Annotated in this window: 19 protein-coding genes and 1 pseudogene; 14 read left to right on the top strand and 6 right to left on the bottom strand. The window is 32.7% G+C overall.

The annotated features are described in order from the left end of the window. Window positions 1-96: ATP-binding protein (locus tag AC1DCY_RS04835; RefSeq protein ID WP_477347947.1), on the top strand; the 96-nt coding region annotated here is incomplete at its 5' end. A 54-nt stretch (window positions 97-150) separates the two neighbouring features. On the opposite strand, the pseudogene AC1DCY_RS04830 reads toward AC1DCY_RS04835, so the two are convergent. After that, a pseudogene (locus AC1DCY_RS04830) lies at window positions 151-687 on the bottom strand (DNA glycosylase); the annotation flags it as partial. A gap of 168 nt (window positions 688-855) precedes the next feature. Between AC1DCY_RS04830 and AC1DCY_RS04825 the strand changes: the two are divergent. The 4 genes from AC1DCY_RS04825 to AC1DCY_RS04810 all read left to right on the top strand — a co-directional run bounded on the left by AC1DCY_RS04825 (window position 856) and on the right by AC1DCY_RS04810 (window position 3,815). Next, window positions 856-1,569 (top strand): 2OG-Fe(II) oxygenase, encoded by a 714-nt coding sequence (locus AC1DCY_RS04825; RefSeq protein ID WP_477347928.1) that lies wholly within the window; start codon window positions 856-858, stop codon window positions 1,567-1,569. Window positions 1,570-1,809: 240 nt separating this feature from the next. After that, window positions 1,810-2,448, top strand: coding sequence for a bifunctional transcriptional activator/DNA repair enzyme AdaA (locus AC1DCY_RS04820; RefSeq protein ID WP_477347926.1), 639 nt, complete (start codon window positions 1,810-1,812; stop codon window positions 2,446-2,448). Further along, window positions 2,432-2,965: a methylated-DNA--[protein]-cysteine S-methyltransferase gene (adaB, locus tag AC1DCY_RS04815; RefSeq protein ID WP_477347924.1), complete on the top strand. Its 534-nt coding sequence runs from the start codon at window positions 2,432-2,434 to the stop codon at window positions 2,963-2,965. Before AC1DCY_RS04820 ends, adaB begins: the two co-directional genes overlap by 17 nt. Window positions 2,966-2,996: 31 nt before the next feature. Continuing rightward, on the top strand, window positions 2,997-3,815 hold the full coding sequence (locus tag AC1DCY_RS04810; RefSeq protein WP_477347922.1) for an SPL family radical SAM protein: 819 nt from the start codon (window positions 2,997-2,999) through the stop codon (window positions 3,813-3,815). 392 nt (window positions 3,816-4,207) lie between these two features. On the opposite strand, the gene AC1DCY_RS04805 is transcribed toward AC1DCY_RS04810, so the two are convergent. The 4 genes from AC1DCY_RS04805 to comX all read right to left on the bottom strand — a co-directional run bounded on the left by AC1DCY_RS04805 (window position 4,208) and on the right by comX (window position 7,936). After that, window positions 4,208-4,336: a transposase gene (locus tag AC1DCY_RS04805; protein ID WP_477347920.1), complete on the bottom strand. Its 129-nt coding sequence runs from the start codon at window positions 4,334-4,336 to the stop codon at window positions 4,208-4,210. A 546-nt stretch (window positions 4,337-4,882) separates the two neighbouring features. Further along, entirely contained in the window at window positions 4,883-5,503 is a 621-nt protein-coding gene (locus AC1DCY_RS04800) for a response regulator transcription factor (protein WP_477347918.1), read from the bottom strand. Then, window positions 5,481-7,805, bottom strand: coding sequence for a sensor histidine kinase (locus AC1DCY_RS04795; protein ID WP_477347916.1), 2,325 nt, complete (start codon window positions 7,803-7,805; stop codon window positions 5,481-5,483). Before AC1DCY_RS04795 ends, AC1DCY_RS04800 begins: the two co-directional genes overlap by 23 nt. Continuing rightward, window positions 7,778-7,936, bottom strand: a complete 159-nt coding sequence (comX, locus tag AC1DCY_RS04790) for a competence pheromone ComX (RefSeq protein WP_477347914.1) — start codon at window positions 7,934-7,936, stop codon at window positions 7,778-7,780. The genes AC1DCY_RS04795 and comX overlap by 28 nt, the downstream gene beginning before the upstream one ends. A gap of 679 nt (window positions 7,937-8,615) precedes the next feature. Here comX and AC1DCY_RS04785 point away from each other — a divergent pair. The 8 genes from AC1DCY_RS04785 to AC1DCY_RS04750 all read left to right on the top strand — a co-directional run bounded on the left by AC1DCY_RS04785 (window position 8,616) and on the right by AC1DCY_RS04750 (window position 18,681). Next, complete coding sequence (locus tag AC1DCY_RS04785) at window positions 8,616-8,804, top strand: ATP-binding cassette domain-containing protein (RefSeq protein WP_477347945.1); 189 nt, start codon at window positions 8,616-8,618, stop codon at window positions 8,802-8,804. A 7-nt stretch (window positions 8,805-8,811) separates the two neighbouring features. Next, complete coding sequence (locus AC1DCY_RS04780; RefSeq protein ID WP_477347912.1) at window positions 8,812-9,726, top strand: hypothetical protein; 915 nt, start codon at window positions 8,812-8,814, stop codon at window positions 9,724-9,726. A 36-nt stretch (window positions 9,727-9,762) separates the two neighbouring features. Next, entirely contained in the window at window positions 9,763-9,906 is a 144-nt protein-coding gene (locus AC1DCY_RS04775) for a 3'-5' exonuclease (protein WP_477347910.1), read from the top strand. Window positions 9,907-10,425: 519 nt separating this feature from the next. Further along, complete coding sequence (locus tag AC1DCY_RS04770) at window positions 10,426-11,199, top strand: prolipoprotein diacylglyceryl transferase (RefSeq protein ID WP_477347908.1); 774 nt, start codon at window positions 10,426-10,428, stop codon at window positions 11,197-11,199. A 1,065-nt stretch (window positions 11,200-12,264) separates the two neighbouring features. Then, window positions 12,265-12,942: a M15 family metallopeptidase gene (locus AC1DCY_RS04765; RefSeq protein ID WP_477347906.1), complete on the top strand. Its 678-nt coding sequence runs from the start codon at window positions 12,265-12,267 to the stop codon at window positions 12,940-12,942. Window positions 12,943-13,473: 531 nt separating this feature from the next. Beyond that, the gene (vanY, locus tag AC1DCY_RS04760) at window positions 13,474-14,358 is read left to right on the top strand and encodes a VanY-A/VanY-F/VanY-M family D-Ala-D-Ala carboxypeptidase (protein WP_477347904.1); all 885 of its coding nucleotides are present in this window, start codon (window positions 13,474-13,476) and stop codon (window positions 14,356-14,358) included. A 1,197-nt stretch (window positions 14,359-15,555) separates the two neighbouring features. Then, window positions 15,556-15,900 carry a hypothetical protein gene (locus tag AC1DCY_RS04755; protein WP_370044101.1) on the top strand — a complete coding sequence of 115 codons (345 nt, stop codon included), beginning with the start codon at window positions 15,556-15,558 and terminating at the stop codon, window positions 15,898-15,900. 624 nt (window positions 15,901-16,524) lie between these two features. Continuing rightward, window positions 16,525-18,681: an ATP-dependent helicase gene (locus AC1DCY_RS04750; protein WP_477347901.1), complete on the top strand. Its 2,157-nt coding sequence runs from the start codon at window positions 16,525-16,527 to the stop codon at window positions 18,679-18,681. 1,906 nt (window positions 18,682-20,587) lie between these two features. Here the strand turns inward: AC1DCY_RS04750 and AC1DCY_RS04745 are convergent. Then, entirely contained in the window at window positions 20,588-20,863 is a 276-nt protein-coding gene (locus tag AC1DCY_RS04745) for a YqhV family protein (RefSeq protein ID WP_068984284.1), read from the bottom strand. Between the two features lie 416 nt (window positions 20,864-21,279). Here AC1DCY_RS04745 and AC1DCY_RS04740 point away from each other — a divergent pair, with 416 nt between their 5' ends. Further along, on the top strand, window positions 21,280-21,846 hold the full coding sequence (locus AC1DCY_RS04740) for a DUF4256 domain-containing protein (RefSeq protein ID WP_477347898.1): 567 nt from the start codon (window positions 21,280-21,282) through the stop codon (window positions 21,844-21,846). Window positions 21,847-21,980: the final 134 nt, after the last annotated feature.

Here is a 21,980-nt window from a genome sequence, read left to right as displayed (position 1 = left end):
GCGATTTTAGATCGTATTTTACATCACGCAAGCGTTGTCACAATCGTCGGTGATTCATACCGATTAAAGCATCATTTAACCTCGGAAAACGAGTAATTTTGTACATCCTTAAACGAGCAAAAATGTACATATTGGTGTTGACATTTATACAATTCGTTCATACGGTGGGAATACCCAATACTTTTTACCATTCCATTCGATAGAATCGCCAAATCCTTCTACAAATTGCCTCTTTAAGGAGTACGCGAAGGCTAAGTTAATTTGTTGCCCTAAAACTCCCCAACATAAAGCTTCAAATAAATCGGGAATGCCGATAACTCGCAATCCATAGAATTCTTGGGCAGGCATTTTAAGTAATGGGTCTGCTTTTGCCATTTCATAAAATGGCGTTAAATCGTTATCAAGATCAAACCACTCATGGATATATTTCACAATCTCTTCCCGTTGCCACTTTTCAATAGGTCTAGAATCATTTAGGAATTGAACAATCATTTGTTTGTTATTGATAACGCTTACCTGTACTAAGGACCGAATTTCCCCAATGGCTATAACTTTTGTCATTATATCGTTCTCTATTTCATACATGCATTCATTTTTTTCCCTTGTTAGATAGCCTAGGTTAGCATTCATGTCGAAATTTTCAGGTAATGTGATTACAATAACATCATTGACTTCATGCCATGTCACTTTTCATTCTCCTCATCTTATTACGATTTTCTATTGCAATTTTACTTTATCACATAATAATCTTTGCTAATTTTGTTATCTTGCTATTACATTCTAAACACCTTATTTTTTTCTATTTATGAGGTTATAGTGTTAATTATCAAGAATGCTAAATAGGGGTGGATAAAAATGGTTCAAGATATAAAAACACGTATCGAAAACTTAAATTGGGATTTAATTCAACATGAATTAGATGAGCAAGGATTTGCAAAGCTTCCAGCGATATTAACAAAAGAGGAATGTGAATTCTTCATAGAATTGTATTGTGAGGAAGAGTCATACAGAACGACAATCAATATGACGAGATATCGCTTTGGGAATGGGGAGTACAAATATTTTTCCTATCCATTACCTGAAATCATACAACGTTTAAGAGAGTCCTTTTATTTAGAATTGGCCAAAACAGCCAATCGATGGTTGGGTTATTTAAAGAAAACAGAACAGTTTCCAGATCATCTTCAAGATTTTTTGAACACCTGTGAAGAATATGAACAAACAAGACCAACACCTTTAATATTAAAGTATGAAGAAGGCGGGTTTAATTGTTTGCATCAAGATTTATATGGAGATATATTTTTCCCTTTTCAAGTGGTATTTGTTTTAAATCAACGGGATAAAGACTTTTGCGGCGGAGAATCTCTATTAGTGGAACAAATTCCCCGTGCTCAGAGTAGGGGACATGTAATTACTTTAGATCAAGGCAGTGCGCTGATCTTTCCTACGAACCATAGACCTGTTCTAGGTAAAAAAGGATACTACAAAAATACGGTTCGTCACGGAGTAAGTACAGTTACTTCTGGAGAACGATACGGTCTTGGAATTATTTTTCACGATTCTAAATAAAGTGAAACTTTGATCAGTGGGGGGGTTATTCATCCCCCACTGATCATTAGTTAAACCAATCGGGCTTTTACGGGCTGTTCATCTTCCACCTAAATTTCTCCGAAATCTCTAAGTTTTGAGGTGGGAGTCTTACAGCCCGTTAATGCGGGATAAAAATTAACTTCAATATCTTGCTATTCCATTCCCAGAACTATACATTTTGAATTTAAAGGGAGTATATTGTAAGGAGAGGTGAGCTAAATGCTGGATAGTATTAATAACGGACATAAAGAGAGCCATGATCATAGAATTTCGAATGATGTCGAAATGATAACAGATGAAAAATGGCAAGCAATTATAAATAATGATACAGCGTACAATAATCAATTTTTCTACGCTGTAAAGTCGACAGGGATATTTTGTAAACCATCCTGTAAATCTCGCGTTCCGAAAAAAGAAAATGTATGCATTTTTTCAAACGCAGAACAAGCTATCCGCGCAAATTTTCGCCCTTGTAAACGGTGCAAGCCCACTAATGAAAATCTGCCTGATAGCGAATGGGTTGATTTAATTACTGAATACATTGATAAAAATTTCACAGAAAAATTAACGCTAGAATTATTAGCAACTATTAGTCATGGGAGTCCGTATCATATGCATCGAACATTTAAAAAGATTAAAGGCATTACGCCGGTTGAGTATATACAACAAGTTAGAGTACACGCGGCTAAAAAGTATTTGATTCAGACAAATAAAGCGATAGGAGATATCGCCATCTGTGTGGGTATGGCTAACGCGCCCTATTTTATTACTTTATTTAAAAAGAAAACCGGACAGACACCAGCACAATTTCGTCAAATGAGTAAAATGGAGGAAAAGTACAATGGAAACGAAGAATAAACCAACCCTATATTGGTCTTTACTAAAGTTTATGGATTGGAATTTTTATATTGCTTCAACTTCAAAGGGGCTTGTGTTTGTAGGTTCACAGAACAAACCATTCGAAGAATTGTTCGAATGGGCTAAGAAACGTTTTCCAGGAAGTCCTCTTGTTGAAGATGATGAAAAGCTTGAACCCTATGTCGTTGAAATCACTCAGTATCTAGAAGGAAAGCGAAAAACCTTTACTGTTCCATTTGAGTATGTAGGTACGCAATTTCAGCTAGCAGTTTGGAATGCACTTTGTGAAATTCCTTATGGACAGACCAAATCCTATTCCGACATTGCAAATGATATAAATACACCAGCAGCTGTTCGTGCTATAGGCGCGGCTATCGGGGCTAATCCGGTATTAATTACTGTACCGTGCCATCGTGTAATAGGAAAGAATGGCTCATTAACTGGCTATCGTGGTGGATTAGAAATGAAGACACTGCTCCTGGATCTGGAAAAGCGAGCTTCATCTAGCAAAGTGTAATTATTGCCGTACAATGAATGGAGGTTCCGTCATGAAAAGTGAATTATTCTATAAAAGTCCGAAAACCATTCTGAATAAAGGGACTGGCTTTCTTTCTGGATATACTCATTCACTAAATCCTTATACAGGCTGTTCATTTGGGTGTTCCTATTGTTATGTACGCGTAATGCCTGTATCTCTTTTTCGAGAAGGGGAATGGGGACATTGGGTCGATGTTAAAAACGGAGCTGCGAATTTATTAAAAAAGGAGCTCCATCGCGCCAAAGCCAAAGGGAATGTAACCATTTTTATGTCATCAAGTACAGACCCGTATCAACCAATAGAACATAAGGAAAAAGTGACGAGATCTTTACTAGAAGTTATGGTAGAAGATCCCCCTGACTTCCTATTAATACAGACTAGAAGCCCACTTGTAAGTCGAGATATCGATTTACTGCAACATTTTAAAGATAAAGTTCGAGTAAGTATGACAGTAGAGACCGATAGGGAAGATATTCGCAAGCATTTTACGCCCTATGCTCCTCCTATTCCAGCAAGGCTTAAAACACTCGAACAGCTTGCTGAATTCGGTATTCCTGCACAGGTTGCCATCGCACCCGTTTTACCAAGTAGCGAGCGATTTGCAGAAATATTGCGTCCCTTGGTTAACCGAGTATGTATTGACGATTATTTTATGGGGGACGGCAGTGGTGGTAAACGAACACACAAGATGGGCTTACAAGCGCTATATAGAAATCTGGAAATGGAAGAATGGTGTCATCCAACCGTCTATCAAATGGTTTATAAACGAATGCGACAGTATTTTTCGGAAGATGAACTTTTCATTAGCCAGAAGGGTTTCGAACCCTAACGTTAAAATAGTAACCATCAAGTCTTCATTTTGGAACTAAAATCGTTTTTATAGCAGGTTTTGAATTTTTATGTGGTACAGACATTAGATGAAATAATAGGGGTGTATTATGAAAAAGAAGAGCCTTCTACCGGTGCTTGTTTTGGTTGTTTGTTTAATTCTTTTTTCATGGATGGACGCCCCTTTTTCTTTGACTGAAGGGCATCAAATCATTGTGTTTCAAATTGTTTTTTCCAAACTCTTATCGTCAAATGCGTCGCTATTTTAAAGATAGCAGCTGCTTCGTGTAAGGACGTACCATGTTCAGTCACATAATTAAGTACGTATAGTTTAAACTGTGTGGTGTAATTTGTATATTGTATTACAAAGGCCTCTGAGTCATTATACTCGTGTTATTTCACCCAGGTTAATAAAGTCCGATGGAAAACGCCTATATCTTCTCCGATTGTTCTTAAACTTTCATTCCCAGATAAATATCTTTGAACAGCTTCTAGTTTTATCTCTTCTCTATATTTAGCCATACAAAAACTGCACCTCCAATTATTAGATAGTGTGTCTAATAATTGGGGCGCAGTTCAAAAACGGAAGGTTTTTATTTTACGCTATGAGAGCGATCGAGATGAGCAACGGTACGTGTTACTAAATCTCGATCGCTCTCACAGCGTTATTTTAATTGTATAAATTAGTAAATGAAATTTAAATAGCTTAAAATCATAAGCAAGTTTTTGTTTTAATGTACGTATTATCGGCTATTCAATTTTTATTAATCGTTGTTGTTTGGAAATCTTGTGAGTATTTCCACGTTCTTATAAGGGTTTTTGTGTTAAAGTCCTATTTTGTGATGTTCGAGCGAATACCAGATTTTTTCATGAGTCGTTGTACGAGCTTAATACAGAATTTGACGCTTCTTTGAGTAACTCCCCATGAATGTTAGACGCACCTACACTTTCTTTTGAATGGCACAATTACACTATGTAATCACCTCGTACACGCTCAGCTTCTTATGAAAAGAATTGTAATACGTGCTTTTAGGTACCGTCAAAATATGACACATTAGTATAAATTGTTTAAAGTAAATTATGTTTCTTAACAAATAAAATAGCATCTGCTCTACATTCAACATTTAACAAAGCAAATATTTGTGATAAATATCTTTCAACAGTTCGTTGGGTTACTTTTAATTCTACAGCAATGCCTTTATTGGTGTACCCATCTATAATAAATTTTAATATTTTCTTTTCTTTTTCAGTTAACTGTAGATTATATTTCATCGTTTGTAATTCAAACCTATTATTTAGAAAGTCCAAAAAATCTAGGGAAAGCACCATTTCTTTATTAATAGCTGAATAAATGGTCCGTATTATCTTTTCTTTAGAGGCTGTTTTTGACAGAATACCTTCGACTTTTTTTTCTAAAAGTAGGGGATAATAATCAGAAACATTATATCCAGTATAAAGTATAATAGTAGCAGTTGGTTGCACAGCTTTTATCTGTTGAGAAAGAGTTATTCCATTTAAAGGCATATGAATATCAATTAAATATATATCAAAAGGATGATTTGAGATTCTTTTAAGTATTTTTGTAAAATCACTTTCTATTTCTACTTCTATATCTTTAATTCCTTGTAAAAGATTTTTTGTTCCTTCTAGAACAATAGGGTGATCATCAACTATAAGAAGCGAAGTCAAGTTCCTTACTCCTTTCGGAAATATTAATTACTATGGACAGACCCTCTTGATGATTCGTATCTAATTTAAAATTCCCATTGAAGATTTTAACTTTTTCTGTTATACCTCTTATACCCATAGAGTCCGTTTGTAAAACTTCCTTTAAATTAAAACCTACTCCATTATCGTAATAAAAAATTTGAAGACCATCAGTGGTTTCCTTCAAATTGATTTCTACTAAAGTTGCCTGTGAGTGTTTGAGAGCATTGTTTAGTAATTCTTGTAAAATTCGATAAATAATTAAATATAGCCTTTCATCTTCTAAATATAATCGATCAAACGAATACAGTATTTCAAAATCAGCTCGTTCTTTTACCTTTTGTATTAGTTGACCAAGAGCTGTATTTAAACCAAACGTATTTAATAAAGGTGGTTTAAGATCCTCACAATATGTCCTGAGATCATTAATTGTTGAAATCATTTGTTTATGGATATTCTTTAACTGTAATTTAGTTTCATCTGTAAGCTCAGAATTGGTAAGTAAGTCGATTTCTCTGGCGAGATGTAATTGCTCTTGTAAATTAGTATCATGTAATTCTTGAGCAATTTGAGATTTTTCTTCTTCAAACCGTAACCATAGCAGTTTGTTTAATAAGGGTAATTGTGTTTCATCTTTTATTTTCTTTAATTCCTCAAGAAGTTCCTTTACCATTTTGGTATTATCAATAAAATTATTAACATACAACAGTACTAGTTCAAGCCATAGCAAGTCTTCTTTTTTGATTTGAGTTGGTTTTTTATGGCTAAAAACAAGAATTCTTTTAAAGTTTAAATCCTGGTGGATAAAAGCGAAAAACAAGTTTTCTCTTTTTTTTATATCTCGTATTTCTAGTTTATTGATTAAATCTAAAATATTATTATTATTGAAAAGACTAGCTTGCCCATTTGAAGATGTAAAATGTTTTTTCTGAAAATCATAAGTTACCACATATACGGATTCAGTTTTGAATTTAAATGAAATTTCTTGGATAAATTTGTCTAGCAACTCTTCTACTGTAATTGACTTACCGAACTTAGATATCGTTGTATAAAGTTTATGAATGTAATTTCCTTTTGTTGAAAAAAGAAATCTACGCTGATGATAATCTATTTTTTCTTTTATATAAAAAAGAATTGTTAGTGAAAAGACTAAAGAAATATACATATTTAACATTACTAATAAATCAAGATTAAAATTATTTATTATATTGAAACAAAAAATTATTAAAAGAGAAGCAATTAATGAAATACTTATATAGTAACGAAGCCGGCTTATAAAGTATTCTAAGTCGAATAATTGCTCAGTTAATTGTATAAAAATAAAACTAAATGGAATCAACAAGAGAAATAACGCACTGACTTCTGCTGTTAATATATATTTACCGAATAATATCTTTGGTAAAACATAAAGAAAAAGAAATGGTAGAAATGGAATAATGATATTTATAAATAAAATTTTTAAGTGGGGTAATTTATACTTCAAATAGCTAAATAGTAAAATCACTAGAGAAATAATAAGGAGAAGAATAAAGAAAAATAAAATAATAAAAGATCTTATGAACAATAAAGATGGGTAATTAATAGCAACAAAACTCAGCACAGTAGATAATAACGGAAAAATATATAACCATTTTATTTGTTTAATAAAGACGAAAGGAATTTGATGTAAATCGAAAAATAACTTAAAAAAGTGAAGTAATAAAACTATACAAAGAAGTAAGCTACAACCATTTACTATTAATCCGAAATTATCTAATCTACCTGATGTGCTGCTACTTATATAAGCTAAAGATACAGCCAAAGTAAAAATGATAAGAATACTTAAAGATGGTGTCTTTTCTTTAAAAAAATATAAATAGATTGCTATGAAAAGAGTTAAAAGAAAGTAAAAAGCTGGTATAACAAATTGTAGAAAAAATTGTTGAGGAATGTCTAAATGATTAATCTTTATATTTGTTATACTGCCGTCAGCTTTTTGAACCATTAGAGAACTTGCTGCCCGGATACTACGATCAAATTTAATGAAGGGGTAATTATTAATATTATTATCATCAATAGATAAAATAATATCTCCAACATTTAGACTATTTCGTTCCGCCCAATCATCATAATATGGATCCACTACAAGCCAATCACCGTTTTTTTCTTCAACCTCAATACTTAAAAAAGGAGAGCTATACGTTATGAATAATAAATATATACCTATAAAAACATAAATACAAAATAGTATCCAAAACCAATTTTTAGATTTTTTTTTTAGCCCCAGATTCGATTCACTAAACATATTTTCTCCTCAAAAGCTTCTACTATTGATTGTTGTTCCAATTCAGTAACCCCAATAAGGGATATTTTGTTTTCTTTCAATAAATTTAATAATGATGGATTTTCCTCTAAAAAACTAATTATTTTAATCATAGTAATTCCTCCTCATTTCATTAATTTTTTTAGATAATCCTGAGCGATTTCGCAGGGTATCTGTGGACTTGTTTGTGCGCTTTACTCTTACATACATTTTTAATACTAATTGCATAACGTATAGCTCCTTTTGTACATAAGTTGGAAATCTTGAATGAAGACTCTGGGTTGTTATAAAAATCTATTTAAATTTTGGATACACTATTTTAGTTGGGGAAAAGGAAGATTATTGGTGTTGATTAAATCAATATGTTTTTCCCGCCCTTTAAATGAATGAATATCAATTTGAATTTGCTGTATCACACCTGTATATTTTCAATATTCCGACAAATAAATATATTCTCCCAGGTGCTAGGACAGTTCCAATTAAACAACAAAGAGTAGCGTTTTTTCAATAATCTGTAAATAAGAAGATTCATTACTAAACCCCAAGATCTACAGTCTAATTTATATATTCAACACTAAATAAAAAATTCCTACCAAAATTCCTTATTTTATAAAATCGGTAAAATTTTATAATTTATAAAATGTCGTTATACCGACAAAAAAAAATCGGAAATTAGTTATTGAATTGTCGGAGAGAGTATTGGTAGATTTAAAAAAAGGCATATGACGGAAAATTCAGAGTTTTTAAAAGGGTTTGTTTTTATGGTGGTAATTCCAATTTAAGCATAAAAAGATATTAGAAAATGCAAATTATAACTTTGAAAAAGGAAAGGTATATTTTCTTATAGCTAGAAATGGCGCTGGTAAAAGTACCATTTTTAAATTGATTAATGGTGATATGAAGATTCTAGAAGGGGAAGTTTTTTTACAGGGGTCTATATCTTTTCATAAACAAATTTTAAAATACTTTAAAAGGGACTGATAATTTTATGAGAAAATATATATATACATTACCTTATCAAATTAGGAGTGTAAATAAGCAAAAAGACATCGAAGAAATAATCACTCAAAAGTCTTCAATTAAAATGGAAAATAGTCCTTTGTTTGCATTATTAAAAGAAATCCTGTGCTTTTCAAATAACCAATCTTTAGATGTAAATTCGCTGCAATATAAAAATAGTCTTAGTGAGTCTAAATTACATCAATTAATAGAATTTTTAGAAAAACATAATTTGATATATATCTCTGAAGAAGTATTAAACAAAGAGGAAATTAGATTAGTTGAATTTATATCACAATATACAACCAATATTCAAAGATATCTACATCAAATAAAAAATTTAACATTTCAAGTATATTCTTATGGAGAAAATATTGATTATTTAACAAATGTATTAAAAGAGTTTGGTATTAATTGTAATTTATTTGAATTAGAAGATATCAATAAATTTGATAAAAACAATATTATTCTAGTTAGCATTAATGCTTTAGATGTAAATCATTTAGAGGAATTATCAATAAATATTGAGAATATTGAAGGACTCTTATGGGTATTTACAATGTATTATAATGATTCATTTTTGATCAGTCCAATATTAAATCAAATTAATAATACAGATTTTAATTCATTTAAAAATCAAATCGATTTAAAAAGCTTAAATTCAGAAAATTGTCTTTCTAAAAATTACCTGGTCCAAAACATGGCGGTTAATATGATGGTTTTAGAAGTACTAACCTTCATAATGAAACTGAATATTCAAACATCTTATAATTATATGATGATTTATAATTCTGCCGAAAAGGAATTTACTAGGGAAAAGATACATTACTATCCAGAGCACTCTAAATATAAAGGAATAATATCAACTATTCAAAGGTGGGATGATGAAGCACGAAACCACTGATGGTTAATTTTCGAGAAAATGAACTTATTAATGTAAATGAAGCAGCTTGAAAATTTAGCACGTTCTTCTCATATGAAAAATGAATGTGCAATTACACTGACAATATTGCACAGTTCAAAAGGCTTGGAAATTGACCACGTGTATTTGATTGACTTCATTGAGAGGATTTTACCTATGTAATATTTCTCTTGAGTTTGTTATATAGTAGGACTTTTGAAAACTAACTCATTATTTTTTAAAATGAGTGACTTTTTTAAATTATTATCAGATGCGAACTATTTGTAAATTAACAATTGCAATAATACCTGTTGTTGTAAATTACTAGCTGTAATAAGTGTCTTCCGTAATCCACGGAAGGCTTTTATTGTGCACTGTGAGAGCCAATCGAGATGGGCAACTGTACGTGTTACTGAACCTCGATACGTCTTATAGCGTTATATTTAATGTAAATAGTTCCTATAATTTTTCGTTCAAAAGGGGATTGTTTGTACAAATTGTGGTAGTTATCGTTTGAAGTATTTTTTTCCGATATTTATAAAAAATATTCACATAAAAACTGAAACCATTTTTTCCTCAATCGTATTCATTGTAATATTATTAAGGAGTGAATTATAGATAGAGAAAATTTACTTTAAGGATATAAATAGGGTAATGAAAATCACCAACAACTGAAATAAATTAAGTTTAAGGAGGAAGAGTATGTATAATGAACTTCTCAAAATAGGGCCGATAACAATATATGGGTATGGATTAATGATTGCACTGGGCATATTTCTTGCATACCAACTCATTGTTTATCGTGTTAAGAACCGTCAGTTTGAATTATCACATGTTTATTCTTTGACAGTGTGGGGATTGATAGGTGGTTTCACTGGGGCAAAACTTTTGTATTGGATCACTCAATTCCCAAATATCATCAATAATCCTAACATTCTTTGGAACATTGGTGAAGGATTTGTTGTTTACGGAGGAATTATTGGCGGGATTTTGGCCGGTTTTATTTATTGTAAACTACATAATATTAAATTTTTGCAACACCTTGATCTTTTTGTCCCCTCAATTGCACTAGCTCAAGGATTTGGAAGAATTGGCTGTTTACTTGCTGGCTGCTGCTATGGAGAAGAAACACATAGTCCGTTTGGAATTACTTTTCATAACTCAGAAATTGCACCGAATGATATTAAATTAGTACCTACACAAATTATGGAGAGTGTGTTTAGTTTTACTCTATGTATACTTTTGCTTCTATTAGCGAGAAAGACTAAAAAAACTGGACTAGTTTCTTGTGTGTATTTGCTTCTTTATAGTGCAGGAAGATTTGTAATTGAGTTTTACAGAGGTGATGTAATTCGGGGACAAGTAGGTATATTTTCAACCTCGCAATTTATTGCATTACTTATCGTCCTTACGACTAGCCTAGCATTAGTTTTTTCACAATACCATAAGAGTAAGTATACAGGTAAAAATGCATAGTTGAATAAGTACTATTTGACTTGGCTAAAATAACTACGCTTCTGTCCATTATGGACTAGAAGCTTTTTTGTTGCTTTGAAAAAAATTCATCATGGGAAATAAGATAAATAGCTGTTTTAAATCTATTAATGTCGGAGTTTATCATCGGTCTTTGGTGATTTAATCCCTTGCGTAAAAATAAGCAAGTTAGTGTTCTATAAGACAATATTTGTTTTTTTGATGAAACCAGAGATGAATTTTACCAGGCATTAAGAGACATAAAACATCCTGTACATAAGGATTTAGAGGTAGATATACAATTTATGATGTTGACATACCTAACAAAAGAAATGGTAGCAGGTGGAGGTACTTATAAGCCAAAGTCTCCAACTTACTAGGAACACTTACGATATTCGTTAATGCCTACAAATAATTCTTGTTATAAATTACCTCCCTTAATTTCATTAAATCTTAAGAATTCCCCTACGTTTTTATTAATAATTATTCTTTATAATCAGTACTATCTTGATGAAAGGGAGATAAAATACGAAAAAACCATTGCTAAGAACACTGTTTTTTTACAGATAACGGAATTTAGTCAAAAAGCCCAGCGGTGATATGTCAACCATAAAAAACATCGAAACTAGAAACTCTTAAGCTTCTAAAAAACTGTTTTTAAGCGCTCTCAAATAAACCTTGCATTTTTTGTGAAAAAAATGGACGTAAATGTAAGTTGATTAAAGGGTTTAAAAAAGAAAGTGAATGGGTAAATTTACTCACTCCTTTCGTTTGGTATGTACAGTTGATTCGTGCGTAGTAGCGAATGCACGAGGCGTACAAGTATTAAATTGGATAACACAAATAAGCACCTATTAGCTATACTATTTTGAATGATTAAAATGGAAGTTTCCTTTTGGTCCCTCGTATAAACCAGGGTCAAACAGGTAAAACATAAAAAAGAGTGAGCGAGCCAAAAGGCGACTATCTCCTATAGGAAATCCAACAAATCCCCCAGTTATCCGGAACAACTGGAAATTCTATCGGAAAGAGCTCTTATTACTGATAAAAGAAGAGGTATATATAAAAATGATAAAAAAAATAGTCACAATTGCACTACTCATGATGATTCTAATTGTTTCTGGCTGTTTCGGAAATGAACAAAACAACCAACAAATACAACAGGGAGTACACACTGTCGCCGATCCTGAAAGTATCACTGTTCTTGTCAACAAACAATATGCTTTTCCGGAAGGCTATGAACCGAAAGATCTCGTTTATCCAAATGTTCCGTTTATATTTAATGAAAAAATAGAAAAAAGAATGATGAGAGAAGAAGCAGCGAAGTATCTCGAAAAAATGTTCAATGCGGCGAATCAGCAGAATATTCATCTAGCAGGTGTTTCAGCCTATCGTTCTTCTCAAACTCAAACAACCCTATTTAATAATTATGTTGAAAGAGATGGAATCGAAAAAGCAAAAACATATAGTGCTGTTCCTGGAACAAGCGAACATCAATCAGGATTAGCAATTGACGTTAGTGGATCTGACGGAGCTTGTGCAGCAGATGACTGTTTTGCGAATACAGAAGAGGCAGCATGGCTTGCAGATAACGCCCATAAATATGGATATATCATTCGCTTTCCAAAAGACAAAGAAAATATTACTGGCTACCAATATGAACCATGGCATATTCGTTATATTGGTGTAAATTTAGCCACTGAGTTATATAATAAAGGGTTAACATTAGAAGAATATTATGAGTAGTTTAGAGGGCTCCTATTGAAGAATAGGGGCTCTTTTTTAGTTTTAAGTAACTTCCTATATCGATTACCTATTCAATTCTCCAGGATGTCTATCCCAGTGGGAGATACAGCTAAGGCTTGTGTGGAGAAGTACGAAGAATTAGTACAGAAGTTAGATAAAAAACTAAAAAACAGTTGAGTAAATGGGATTCAACTATAGGTGCGTTAATTAAAAATTATTGAGTTGCGTATGCAGCTCTTTTTTTCATATTGAACCAACTGATAGCTGATTATTTATAAAAGGTAAAATATCGAAATCATACGAGTATTGATTATTTTTAGGTGCATATTGAAGTTAATGTTAAACAGAAATTGTTTTCAAAATAGTAGATTTGAGGGTTTTATTTCAACAAGAAGTAAGTAAAAAAATAGTTAAGATAGCTTCATATTTTAAGTACGTAATTTAAGATAAATTTAAGATTTATCCTACTTTTTTCTTAATTAGTTTAACTTATAATCTATTAAGTAAAGAAGAAAAAGGGAGTAGTTAAGAATGAAAAAGAAGAGCTTTTTATTAATTTTTGCAATATGTTTGGGTGTAACAGCCTTTAAGATAGTACCGTTCTTTCAAGGTGAAAAAGGAGTAATAGTAAATACCTATAATGAAAATGTTGTGGAGGGTAAGTTTTCTTCTGGAAATATAAAAAAAGTAGAAATTCCAGTAGAACAAATTTATCAAGGAAATTTACTTTTGGTCAACAGTAAGCACCCAGTTCACAATGAAAGTATAAAATCAGATGTCATCAATTTATATGCTCACAAAGAATTGGTAAAAGGATACAGAGTGTTTAATAGCGAAACATATTTAGCTGAAGATATAGCAAGTAAATTTTCGGATATGGTTCTTGATGCAGAAGAAGATGGAGTTTCTAGTTTCTTAATTGCTAGTGGTTTTCGAGGATTTGATGAGCAAACTAAGCTTTATAAAGAAATGGGTTCCAATCGTGCCTTGCCAGCAGGTTACAGCGAACACAATTTAGGTTTATCGCTTGATGTGGGAAGTACCCAAGGGAAGATGGAGGTAGCACCTGAGGGAGAGTGGATTGCAGAGAACGCTTGGAAATACGGGTTTACTCTACGTTATCCAGAGGATAAAACTGACATAACAGGAATTATGAATGAACCTTGGCATATCCGCTATGTCGGTTTACCACATAGTGCGATTATGAAAGAAAAGAATTTTGTTTTAGAGGAATATTTAGACTATCTAAAAGAACAAAAACAGATTTCTGCTACTGTAAATGGTCAAAAATATGAGATTTTTTATTATCCTGTTACTGAAAATACCACTATTAATGTGCCAGCCAATCTTCGTTATGAAGTATCGGGCAATAATATGGATGGTGTGATTGTGACAGTATTTCCTGATAATGTGTAGAAACTCAAGGAAGGTGAGGGTGCGGTATAAACTGAACGGAATTGATGGAAGGTATTATGGTATAGGAACTATTTGCCTTGTATGTGTATGCTTTATTCAAAATCATTCTGTTCAAGATTAGTTCGATTATTTCAAAGGAATCTGGGAAACCCCGATTTATCTTGAATCGGTTGTTAAAACCATATCCACCTATTACTTATTTGCTAAACAAAATAAAGACATAATTATTACTTGGATTATAAAATAATTATTAGTAATGTCTGGTTAAAATATTTTTATTAAAGACACGTGGAATGGATTTGGATATGCTTTACCTATTGGCGTCTGGTTCCTCTACGAAAATAAAATATAGTTGTAAACTTACCGAAGGTTTTCTGAATGAATTCAGCAAATCTTCGGTCTTTTTTTGCTCAAAAAGAGCCAGCTAGTAAAAAATATCTCACCTCTATGATTTCTTAGAACGAATTGTTTTGCTGGATATTTATATTAACACGACTGTAGTGATGGTAAAATAATGTACTTAAACTAACAGAGTACTTTACTTGAAGATCATTGAGTTGTTGCATATGCAGATAACCGTAAAAAGAATTTAGAACCATTTAGAGAGTATTGGATTATTTCATCAATAACAACGAAATATAATCAATGGGATACATTTACTACTGCCGAGACAGTTTTAAAATAGAGCATTGCAGTAAACAATCCAACAAAAAAACGCTGTTGTAAAAATATCAACAGCGTTCTTCACTGTGATTTCTATGGAAGTAGATACCATAAGATACAACAGATTTTTTCAAATTATAATTATAAAGGTTGTTTGGACATTTTTGTGGTTTGAGTTGTCTGAAAATTCTTAAACAATAAACAGGGAATTATATTATGTCCGGACATTCTTGTCCATATACAACAGATATTGTACGAGGACTAGAACATCCGGACACTCAAAATGCTATTAGATAAACAATCTCTAATAATTTGTCTAAAGGTTCTTGTCCAAAAATAAAGACAAGAACTTTTAGACATTTTTATTTTTGTCTGGACATTCATGTCCCAAAAACAAGAAATGTCCAGACAAACATGTTAAATTTTTTATATAAACCAAAAAGAAATAGTTGTGGATGGATAAGACCAATCTCAGTTGGATAAAATATTGGTGAACTTAAAAAGTTCAAATTTCAAGGATTGGGAGGACTATATATGTCATCTGAAATGGGAGAAATACATCGTACTGGTCAAGACATTAACGACGAAATAGTACATTTTGGTGGGCAAGCTGAGAGTATTTTTAGTTCATTGGCTGAACAAGGTCGACTTTCAATACAAAAGAAAGCAGACGAATTAGCTGCACAGTATCTTGAAAGTAATCCTAATCCAGACTATTATGATTGTGTTGAAATTGTAGCAGAGGGAGTTTTGACAGCAGGGAACGAAATAAAGGCTAGCAGTGGTTCTTGGGGAGAATCAGTAGATGCAGCACTTGGTGCTGGTGTTCAAATTCCAGCAGCAAAAATAGCTTGTAAAAGAATAACGATGTTGTCTTAACATTAATTTTTGAAAAAGCGTAGGCGTAAAAAGCTTATGCTTTTTGATATTTATTGATTTTTTTATCCTCTCCTCAATAGTAAATTTAGTTGCCTGGACATTCTTGTCCAAAGTGTCTACAAATTTTTGACCATATACCATATACAACAGAGATTATGGGAAGTTGACGTATTCTAGCCCTCCTCCACGCAAAATAATTTTAGTTTACATAATATAAATAACTTAGTCACTACATTCTAATTATCGGATGGTTCCTATAATTTATCATTCAAAAGGGAATTATTCGTTTAAATAATACTAATTATGGTTTAATGTAGATTTGCATCAATATTGGGGTGTAAAATAGCTATTCAATACGCTAGAGCAACTACCATTAATCGATGTGCAGGACTCCCGCGTTAGATACGCTCATGCTTAGATCAGAGAAGATTCTTACTATCTTTAAGGTGTCGAAAAAATAATGATTTAAATTATGATAACAGTAGCGCCCCCTAAACAACAGGTGGGCGCTATTTGACGCTTACCTTTATTCTTTCTTCGTCTTAAAATTGTGCGACTTTCCTCGGATGAATCCTCATCATTTGGTATAATACAGTGTAGATTTTTTGGAACGGAGCGATTGATATGAATGTAGCGCAAAAAGCGTATTTTGAGGAAAAGGAGCGTTCACTTGGCGTTCGTCTAAATGATGTGCAGACGCAGGCGGTGTTGCAAACGAATGGCCCGCTGCTACTATTGGCATCTCCCGGTTCAGGAAAAACGACGACGATTATTATGCGTATTGGTTATATGATTGAAGCGCTTGGTGTGAATCCTTCTCGCATAAAGGCTGTCACGTTTAGTAAGGCATCAGCTGGTGATATGAAAGCACGTTTTGTAAAGTTTTTCCCGAATTTGCCACCGGTTGATTTTTCGACGATTCATAGTTTAGCATTTCAAGTTGTACGACAGACACTTGAACGTCAGGGCATATCGTACGGGATCATTGAAGAATCGGATAAGCCTGGTGTTGTTTCAAAAAAACGAGTGCTTCGCGAGATTTTTGAACAATTAAATGGCTCAAAAATTACCGAAGATCAGTTAGACGAGTTACTAACGTACATAACGTTTATCAAAAATAAAATGCTGCCAGAACAGGAATGGACAATTGTAGAAGGAAAGGTACCAAGAAAAGTCGAGATTTTAAAGCTTTATGAGGAATATAAACGCACGGGTAGTGACCGTTTGTTAATTGATTTTGACGATATGCTATTAATGGCGAATGATATTTTCACGAAAAATCGAGAGGTTTTGGCACAGTACCAACGACGCTACGATTATTATTTAACGGATGAAAGTCAGGATACATCGCCAGTTCAACATGCGATCATCGCGAAGCTCGTCGCAGTCCATCAAAATTTATGCGTCGTTGCAGATGAGGATCAGGCCATTTATAGTTGGCGTGGTGCAGAGCCAGATTATTTGTTGAATTTCCGAAAGATATATCCGGAGGCTAATGTTTTACTTATGACGCAAAACTATCGTTCATCTGCAACGATTGTAGAGCCAGCCAATATATTCATTCAGCGAAATAAAAAGCGTTATAACAAACAAATGTTTACAGAAAATCCTGCAGCAGAGCCAATCTCGTTTAAAATCCTAGAGAATTACAATTTACAGGCCAAATATTTAGTGGGCCAGTTGAAGAAACTGTCTAAGAGTGGCTCATCGGCTATTTTATATCGAAATAATACGTCAGCCATTCCGCTTATGGACGCGTTTGACAGAGCAGGTTTGCCTTTCTATATGAAAGATTCCACAATTCGCTTTTTCACGCATTGGGTCGTGGAGGATATTATGAACTTCATGCGTCTAGCGTACAATACAAAAAATATCACGGTATTTGAAAAAGTTTATAGAAAAATGAATGCTTATATTACACCAACGCAATTGAAGGCACTACAGAAAGTGCAGGAGGATGGCTGTGTATTCACACAGTTGTTAGAGCATGTTGAGTTAAAGGATTATCAGCCTGAATATATTAAGCGGATTCGCAAAACGTATGATAGCATTCAATTTGATAAAACGACGCCTACAGCCATGCTAGAGCATATCCGTTATGACCTTGGTTATGAGCGTACTTTAAAGAAAATGAGTGAGGAACTCGGTTTTAATTATGAAAATTTATTAGATATTGTGAATGTACTTGGTTTAATTGCTCGTCATACGCCGACGATGACCGAATTTGCGGGTCGTTTGAAGCAGCTTGAAAATTTAGCACGATCGTCTCATATAAAAAATGATTTGAATGCAATTACACTGACAACATTACACAGTTCAAAAGGCTTGGAATTTGACCGTGTGTATTTAATTGACTTGATTGAGGGAATTTTACCTAGCGAGGCAGAAGAAGAAATTGAGGAAGAAACGCGACTATTTTATGTAGGTATCACGCGTGCTATTCGCCATTTGGAATTAATTTCATATAATAAGCGCTTTAAAACAAGTGTGGTGCCATCGATTTTCATGAAGGAGTTAAAACAAATCGTCACACCGCAGGAATTACCAATTAAAGCGCCAAAAAGTTCGAGTAAAGCACTGAAGCGATACCGTAATGAACGGACGATTACAACCGAGTCAGCGTTAATCGTTGGCTCAAAAGTAAATCATGTGATCTTTGGAGAAGGGGAAATATTAGCCGTTACGAGTAGCACGATTGAATTGTCATTTGCTACGGGGCTTAAGAAGTTTTTGACGGATACATGTTTACAACAAGGCTATTTAGAAACGATGGAAGATTAAATGAAGCGTATTCGAGAAATTTTCGAATACGCTTTTATAGTAGTGCTATTTTATAGGGGTTCCTTAATGGAAAAATAAACACCATTGCTCACCATGTTCTTCCCGCCAAATGAAAATATTCGTTTACCACATTAATTGATTGGCATTCCGCAGCGATTAATCATCCGGAAAATTTTGAACCTGATGGTGTTCATTTAGTACCTGAAAGAGTTAAAACTGTAACGAACTTAATTCAACAAGCCATAAATATCGGGACTAATAAGTTGGCATAGCTATAAATAGAAGATATTATATACAATGCTCAATTGTATAAGATTTGAAATATTTTGTTTTAATAGGGAGCCTCAGTAATATTTCTCTGGAGTTATGTTATATAGCAGGACTTTTTGAATTGTTCTAAAATGCCGAACTATTAGTAAATTAAAGATTGCAAAAATACCTGTTGCTGAAAATTACTATCTTTATTAAATTAAGTGTCTTCCGTAGCTTTCATTGTGCGCTGTGAGAGCGATCGAGATGGGCAATGGTACGTGTAACGGAATCTCGATACGCCTCATAGCGTTATTTTTAAAGTAAATGTCTAAAATTTATTGGCTCAAGAAATTAAAAAACCTAGAAGTCCTGGTACCAATACGAATTTTTTATACAATTCAATTGGTTTAGTTTACATAATATAAATACCTTATTCATAAATTTTTTAACGGATGGTTCCTATAATTTAACGTTCAAAAGGGGATGATTCATACAAATTGTGGTAATTATTGTTTGCAGTATATTTTCCAAATATTAAAAAAATTATTCATATAATTAATACTTACGTAAGCAGCAAAAATCATGCTAACTTTCTGAAAATATAAAGCAGTTTTCCCTTCTTTGAGAAATGCTCTTTTCGCACAGATTGTTACTATACTTGGAAAATTCGGCTTATTGGAAATGTAATTATTTTGGCTGCAGATTTTCTATAACTATTAGCAATATGAATAATGAAACATTAAACGTCTTAAACCTAAAATAGATCATTAAAACAAAAGCAAATATCCTTCAGAAGCATCGTTTGGAAAGAAAGAGGATTAAAGGTGATATATAGTTAGAGACAATTGTTTGCAAAAATTCTGACAGAGGATAACTGACGAACTATTATACTTAAAAATAATTAAAATGTTCGTGTTTTAATATTAAAAATGCTATTCGTTCATCAGCTGGATACTTCATTAATTAGGTAAAACACGAATATTATCTATAAAACCAATTATCTAATAAAGGCTGTGTTTCTCAAAAAATGCAGTCTTGACCGAAGAACTATCGCTACTTATTTCACTAAAAATACTTTAAGTATAGTACTTCACTAAGATTGTTGGGATATCACTGATGTTTCACAAATTAAGGAGATATTCTTGAAGGGGATTATGGAACTGGGAAGATGAAGAATACACTGACAAAAACAAAGATAGAGGAACTTATTTACCAATATAGGTAGAGGTCGAAAAAATGTTGTCGATCGATGTTAAGTCGAAAGAAGTTGCTTTAAAGATTCATTCTTTTTTCAAGTAGAAAACAACCTGATGCAGTGTAATGTTACTAAACAATCTGAGAATAGAAATTATAAAAGGGTCACTGAGTTAAGGTGACCCTGAATGAGGGAGGATGTGACGGTCAACCAACGCCACAACCGAATAAGTGCGTGCGATACACTCAATTTAATTTTGTGCAGGTAGAGGTTACTTATACATAAAAAAACGCAGCGTCGTCAAACGCTACAGCAAAGTAGAATTTCTAGTAACTGCAAAGAAACATTAATAGGAAAATCATAATCTATAAGCTTTACCTATTATAATAATGTAATTAACATCCATTGCAAAACACTCTTATTGAAGAATTTTATTATTATTTTAAGAATACTTTATTATTACTTAATATGTGAGCTAATAAGAATAAGTGTAATTCCCGTAAATAGGCAAATGATTCTCGCCACAGGAATTTTATCAGCTAGTCCAAATAATGCAATTGCAGTCGTTACGATTAAAACTGTTGGACCAACCAATGCAAGCATTGTATTAATATAGAATGCTTTTTCTAAATTATTCAACTTTAGCATCAACAATCCAGCACTTACTTCAATACTTCCAGACAATACACGTAATATAACCATAGCAAGAACCGATTTTTCAATAATTGTCATCATCCAATCTTTATAGATAATTTTTTCTTATATTATAATTCCATCATTAGGATAATTATAGACTTCTGTTTTAATGAAATACTAAAATCAATATATGTATGATTCGTATCAAATATTCTATTATGCTTTATAGTGTTAGTTAATAATGATTTTCTAGTTAAAAGTTCAAAGAATTTATTAATTGAATCAATTTCATAAATCCATTTTTTGTTTTTGAAAAGAAATAGTATAGGTGCATATAATAAAATGTTAAAGATTTATGGGAAAGATATATTCATTCAAACACTATCTAGAGATAATACACTCCTTTTACTATCGAAGGAGATTGCTCTAGTGGTAATATTATTTAATTAAAAACGCGTAACGGCGCAATTTAATCCTTAAACAATTTGAGTAAAAACAATTAGGGGGAAACTAATATGACAAAGAAAAATAACGAGCTATCACTAGAACAACGTGAGGAAATACTCAGGACTTTGAAAGCCCGTTTTGAGAAAAACATGAACCGCCATAAAGACCTTGAATGGGCTAAAGTACAAGCTAAGCTCGAAACTAATACTGAAAAACTGTGGTCGCTCAATGAAATGGAGGGAACTGGCGGTGAACCGGATGTTGTTGGCCATGATAAAAACACGGGCGAATACATTTTTTATGATTGTTCAGTGGAAAGTCCTAAAGGTCGCAGAAGTGTTTGTTATGACCGTGAAGCACTGGAGTCAAGGAAAAATCACAAACCAGAAAATAACGCTATTGATATGGCAACTGCCATGGGCATTGAACTTTTAACAGAAGAACAATACCGGGAGCTTCAGAAACTTGAAAATTTCGATATAAAAACGTCGAGCTGGGTGAAAACACCTGCTAATATTAGAAAACTCGGTGGGGCCATCTTTTGTGATTATCGCTATGAAACTGTCTTTGTGTACCACAATGGAGCAGAATCCTACTATGCTGCAAGGGGCTTCCGCGGCTCACTAAGGGTCTAAAAATTTGCATAGACAGAATAAATTTATATTGTTAAGTGATGTGTCTTCAGGTCTACTAACTCTGACTTGTAGACATTTTTTTTATTCATGTAAAAATTTTGCTCTTTTTGGATAAATGACTGTTGATAGGGGAA

The sequence above is a fragment of the Lysinibacillus sp. 10T31 genome, assembly GCF_056394365.1.
The sequence above is the reverse complement of the archived record's forward strand: the minus strand, read 5'-3'. Positions and strand labels throughout refer to the sequence as shown.

Bases quoted from the DNA above. Each gene is read 5' to 3' on its own strand.
- AC1DCY_RS04775 (WP_477347910.1), top strand. From the start codon at position 9,763: ATGAAGCAGCTTGAAAATTTAGCACGTTCTTCTCATATGAAAAATGAA.
- AC1DCY_RS04795 (WP_477347916.1), bottom strand. From the start codon at position 7,805: ATGTTTAGTGAATCGAATCTGGGGCTAAAAAAAAAATCTAAAAATTGG.
- AC1DCY_RS04745 (WP_068984284.1), bottom strand. From the start codon at position 20,863: ATGATGACAATTATTGAAAAATCGGTTCTTGCTATGGTTATATTACGT.
- AC1DCY_RS04820 (WP_477347926.1), top strand. From the start codon at position 1,810: ATGCTGGATAGTATTAATAACGGACATAAAGAGAGCCATGATCATAGA.
- adaB (WP_477347924.1), top strand. From the start codon at position 2,432: ATGGAAACGAAGAATAAACCAACCCTATATTGGTCTTTACTAAAGTTT.
- vanY (WP_477347904.1), top strand. From the start codon at position 13,474: ATGAAAAAGAAGAGCTTTTTATTAATTTTTGCAATATGTTTGGGTGTA.
- AC1DCY_RS04780 (WP_477347912.1), top strand. From the start codon at position 8,812: ATGAGAAAATATATATATACATTACCTTATCAAATTAGGAGTGTAAAT.
- AC1DCY_RS04740 (WP_477347898.1), top strand. From the start codon at position 21,280: ATGACAAAGAAAAATAACGAGCTATCACTAGAACAACGTGAGGAAATA.
- AC1DCY_RS04810 (WP_477347922.1), top strand. From the start codon at position 2,997: ATGAAAAGTGAATTATTCTATAAAAGTCCGAAAACCATTCTGAATAAA.
- AC1DCY_RS04765 (WP_477347906.1), top strand. From the start codon at position 12,265: ATGATAAAAAAAATAGTCACAATTGCACTACTCATGATGATTCTAATT.
- AC1DCY_RS04750 (WP_477347901.1), top strand. From the start codon at position 16,525: ATGAATGTAGCGCAAAAAGCGTATTTTGAGGAAAAGGAGCGTTCACTT.
- AC1DCY_RS04805 (WP_477347920.1), bottom strand. From the start codon at position 4,336: ATGGCTAAATATAGAGAAGAGATAAAACTAGAAGCTGTTCAAAGATAT.
- comX (WP_477347914.1), bottom strand. From the start codon at position 7,936: ATGATTAAAATAATTAGTTTTTTAGAGGAAAATCCATCATTATTAAAT.
- AC1DCY_RS04770 (WP_477347908.1), top strand. From the start codon at position 10,426: ATGTATAATGAACTTCTCAAAATAGGGCCGATAACAATATATGGGTAT.
- AC1DCY_RS04755 (WP_370044101.1), top strand. From the start codon at position 15,556: ATGTCATCTGAAATGGGAGAAATACATCGTACTGGTCAAGACATTAAC.
- AC1DCY_RS04825 (WP_477347928.1), top strand. From the start codon at position 856: ATGGTTCAAGATATAAAAACACGTATCGAAAACTTAAATTGGGATTTA.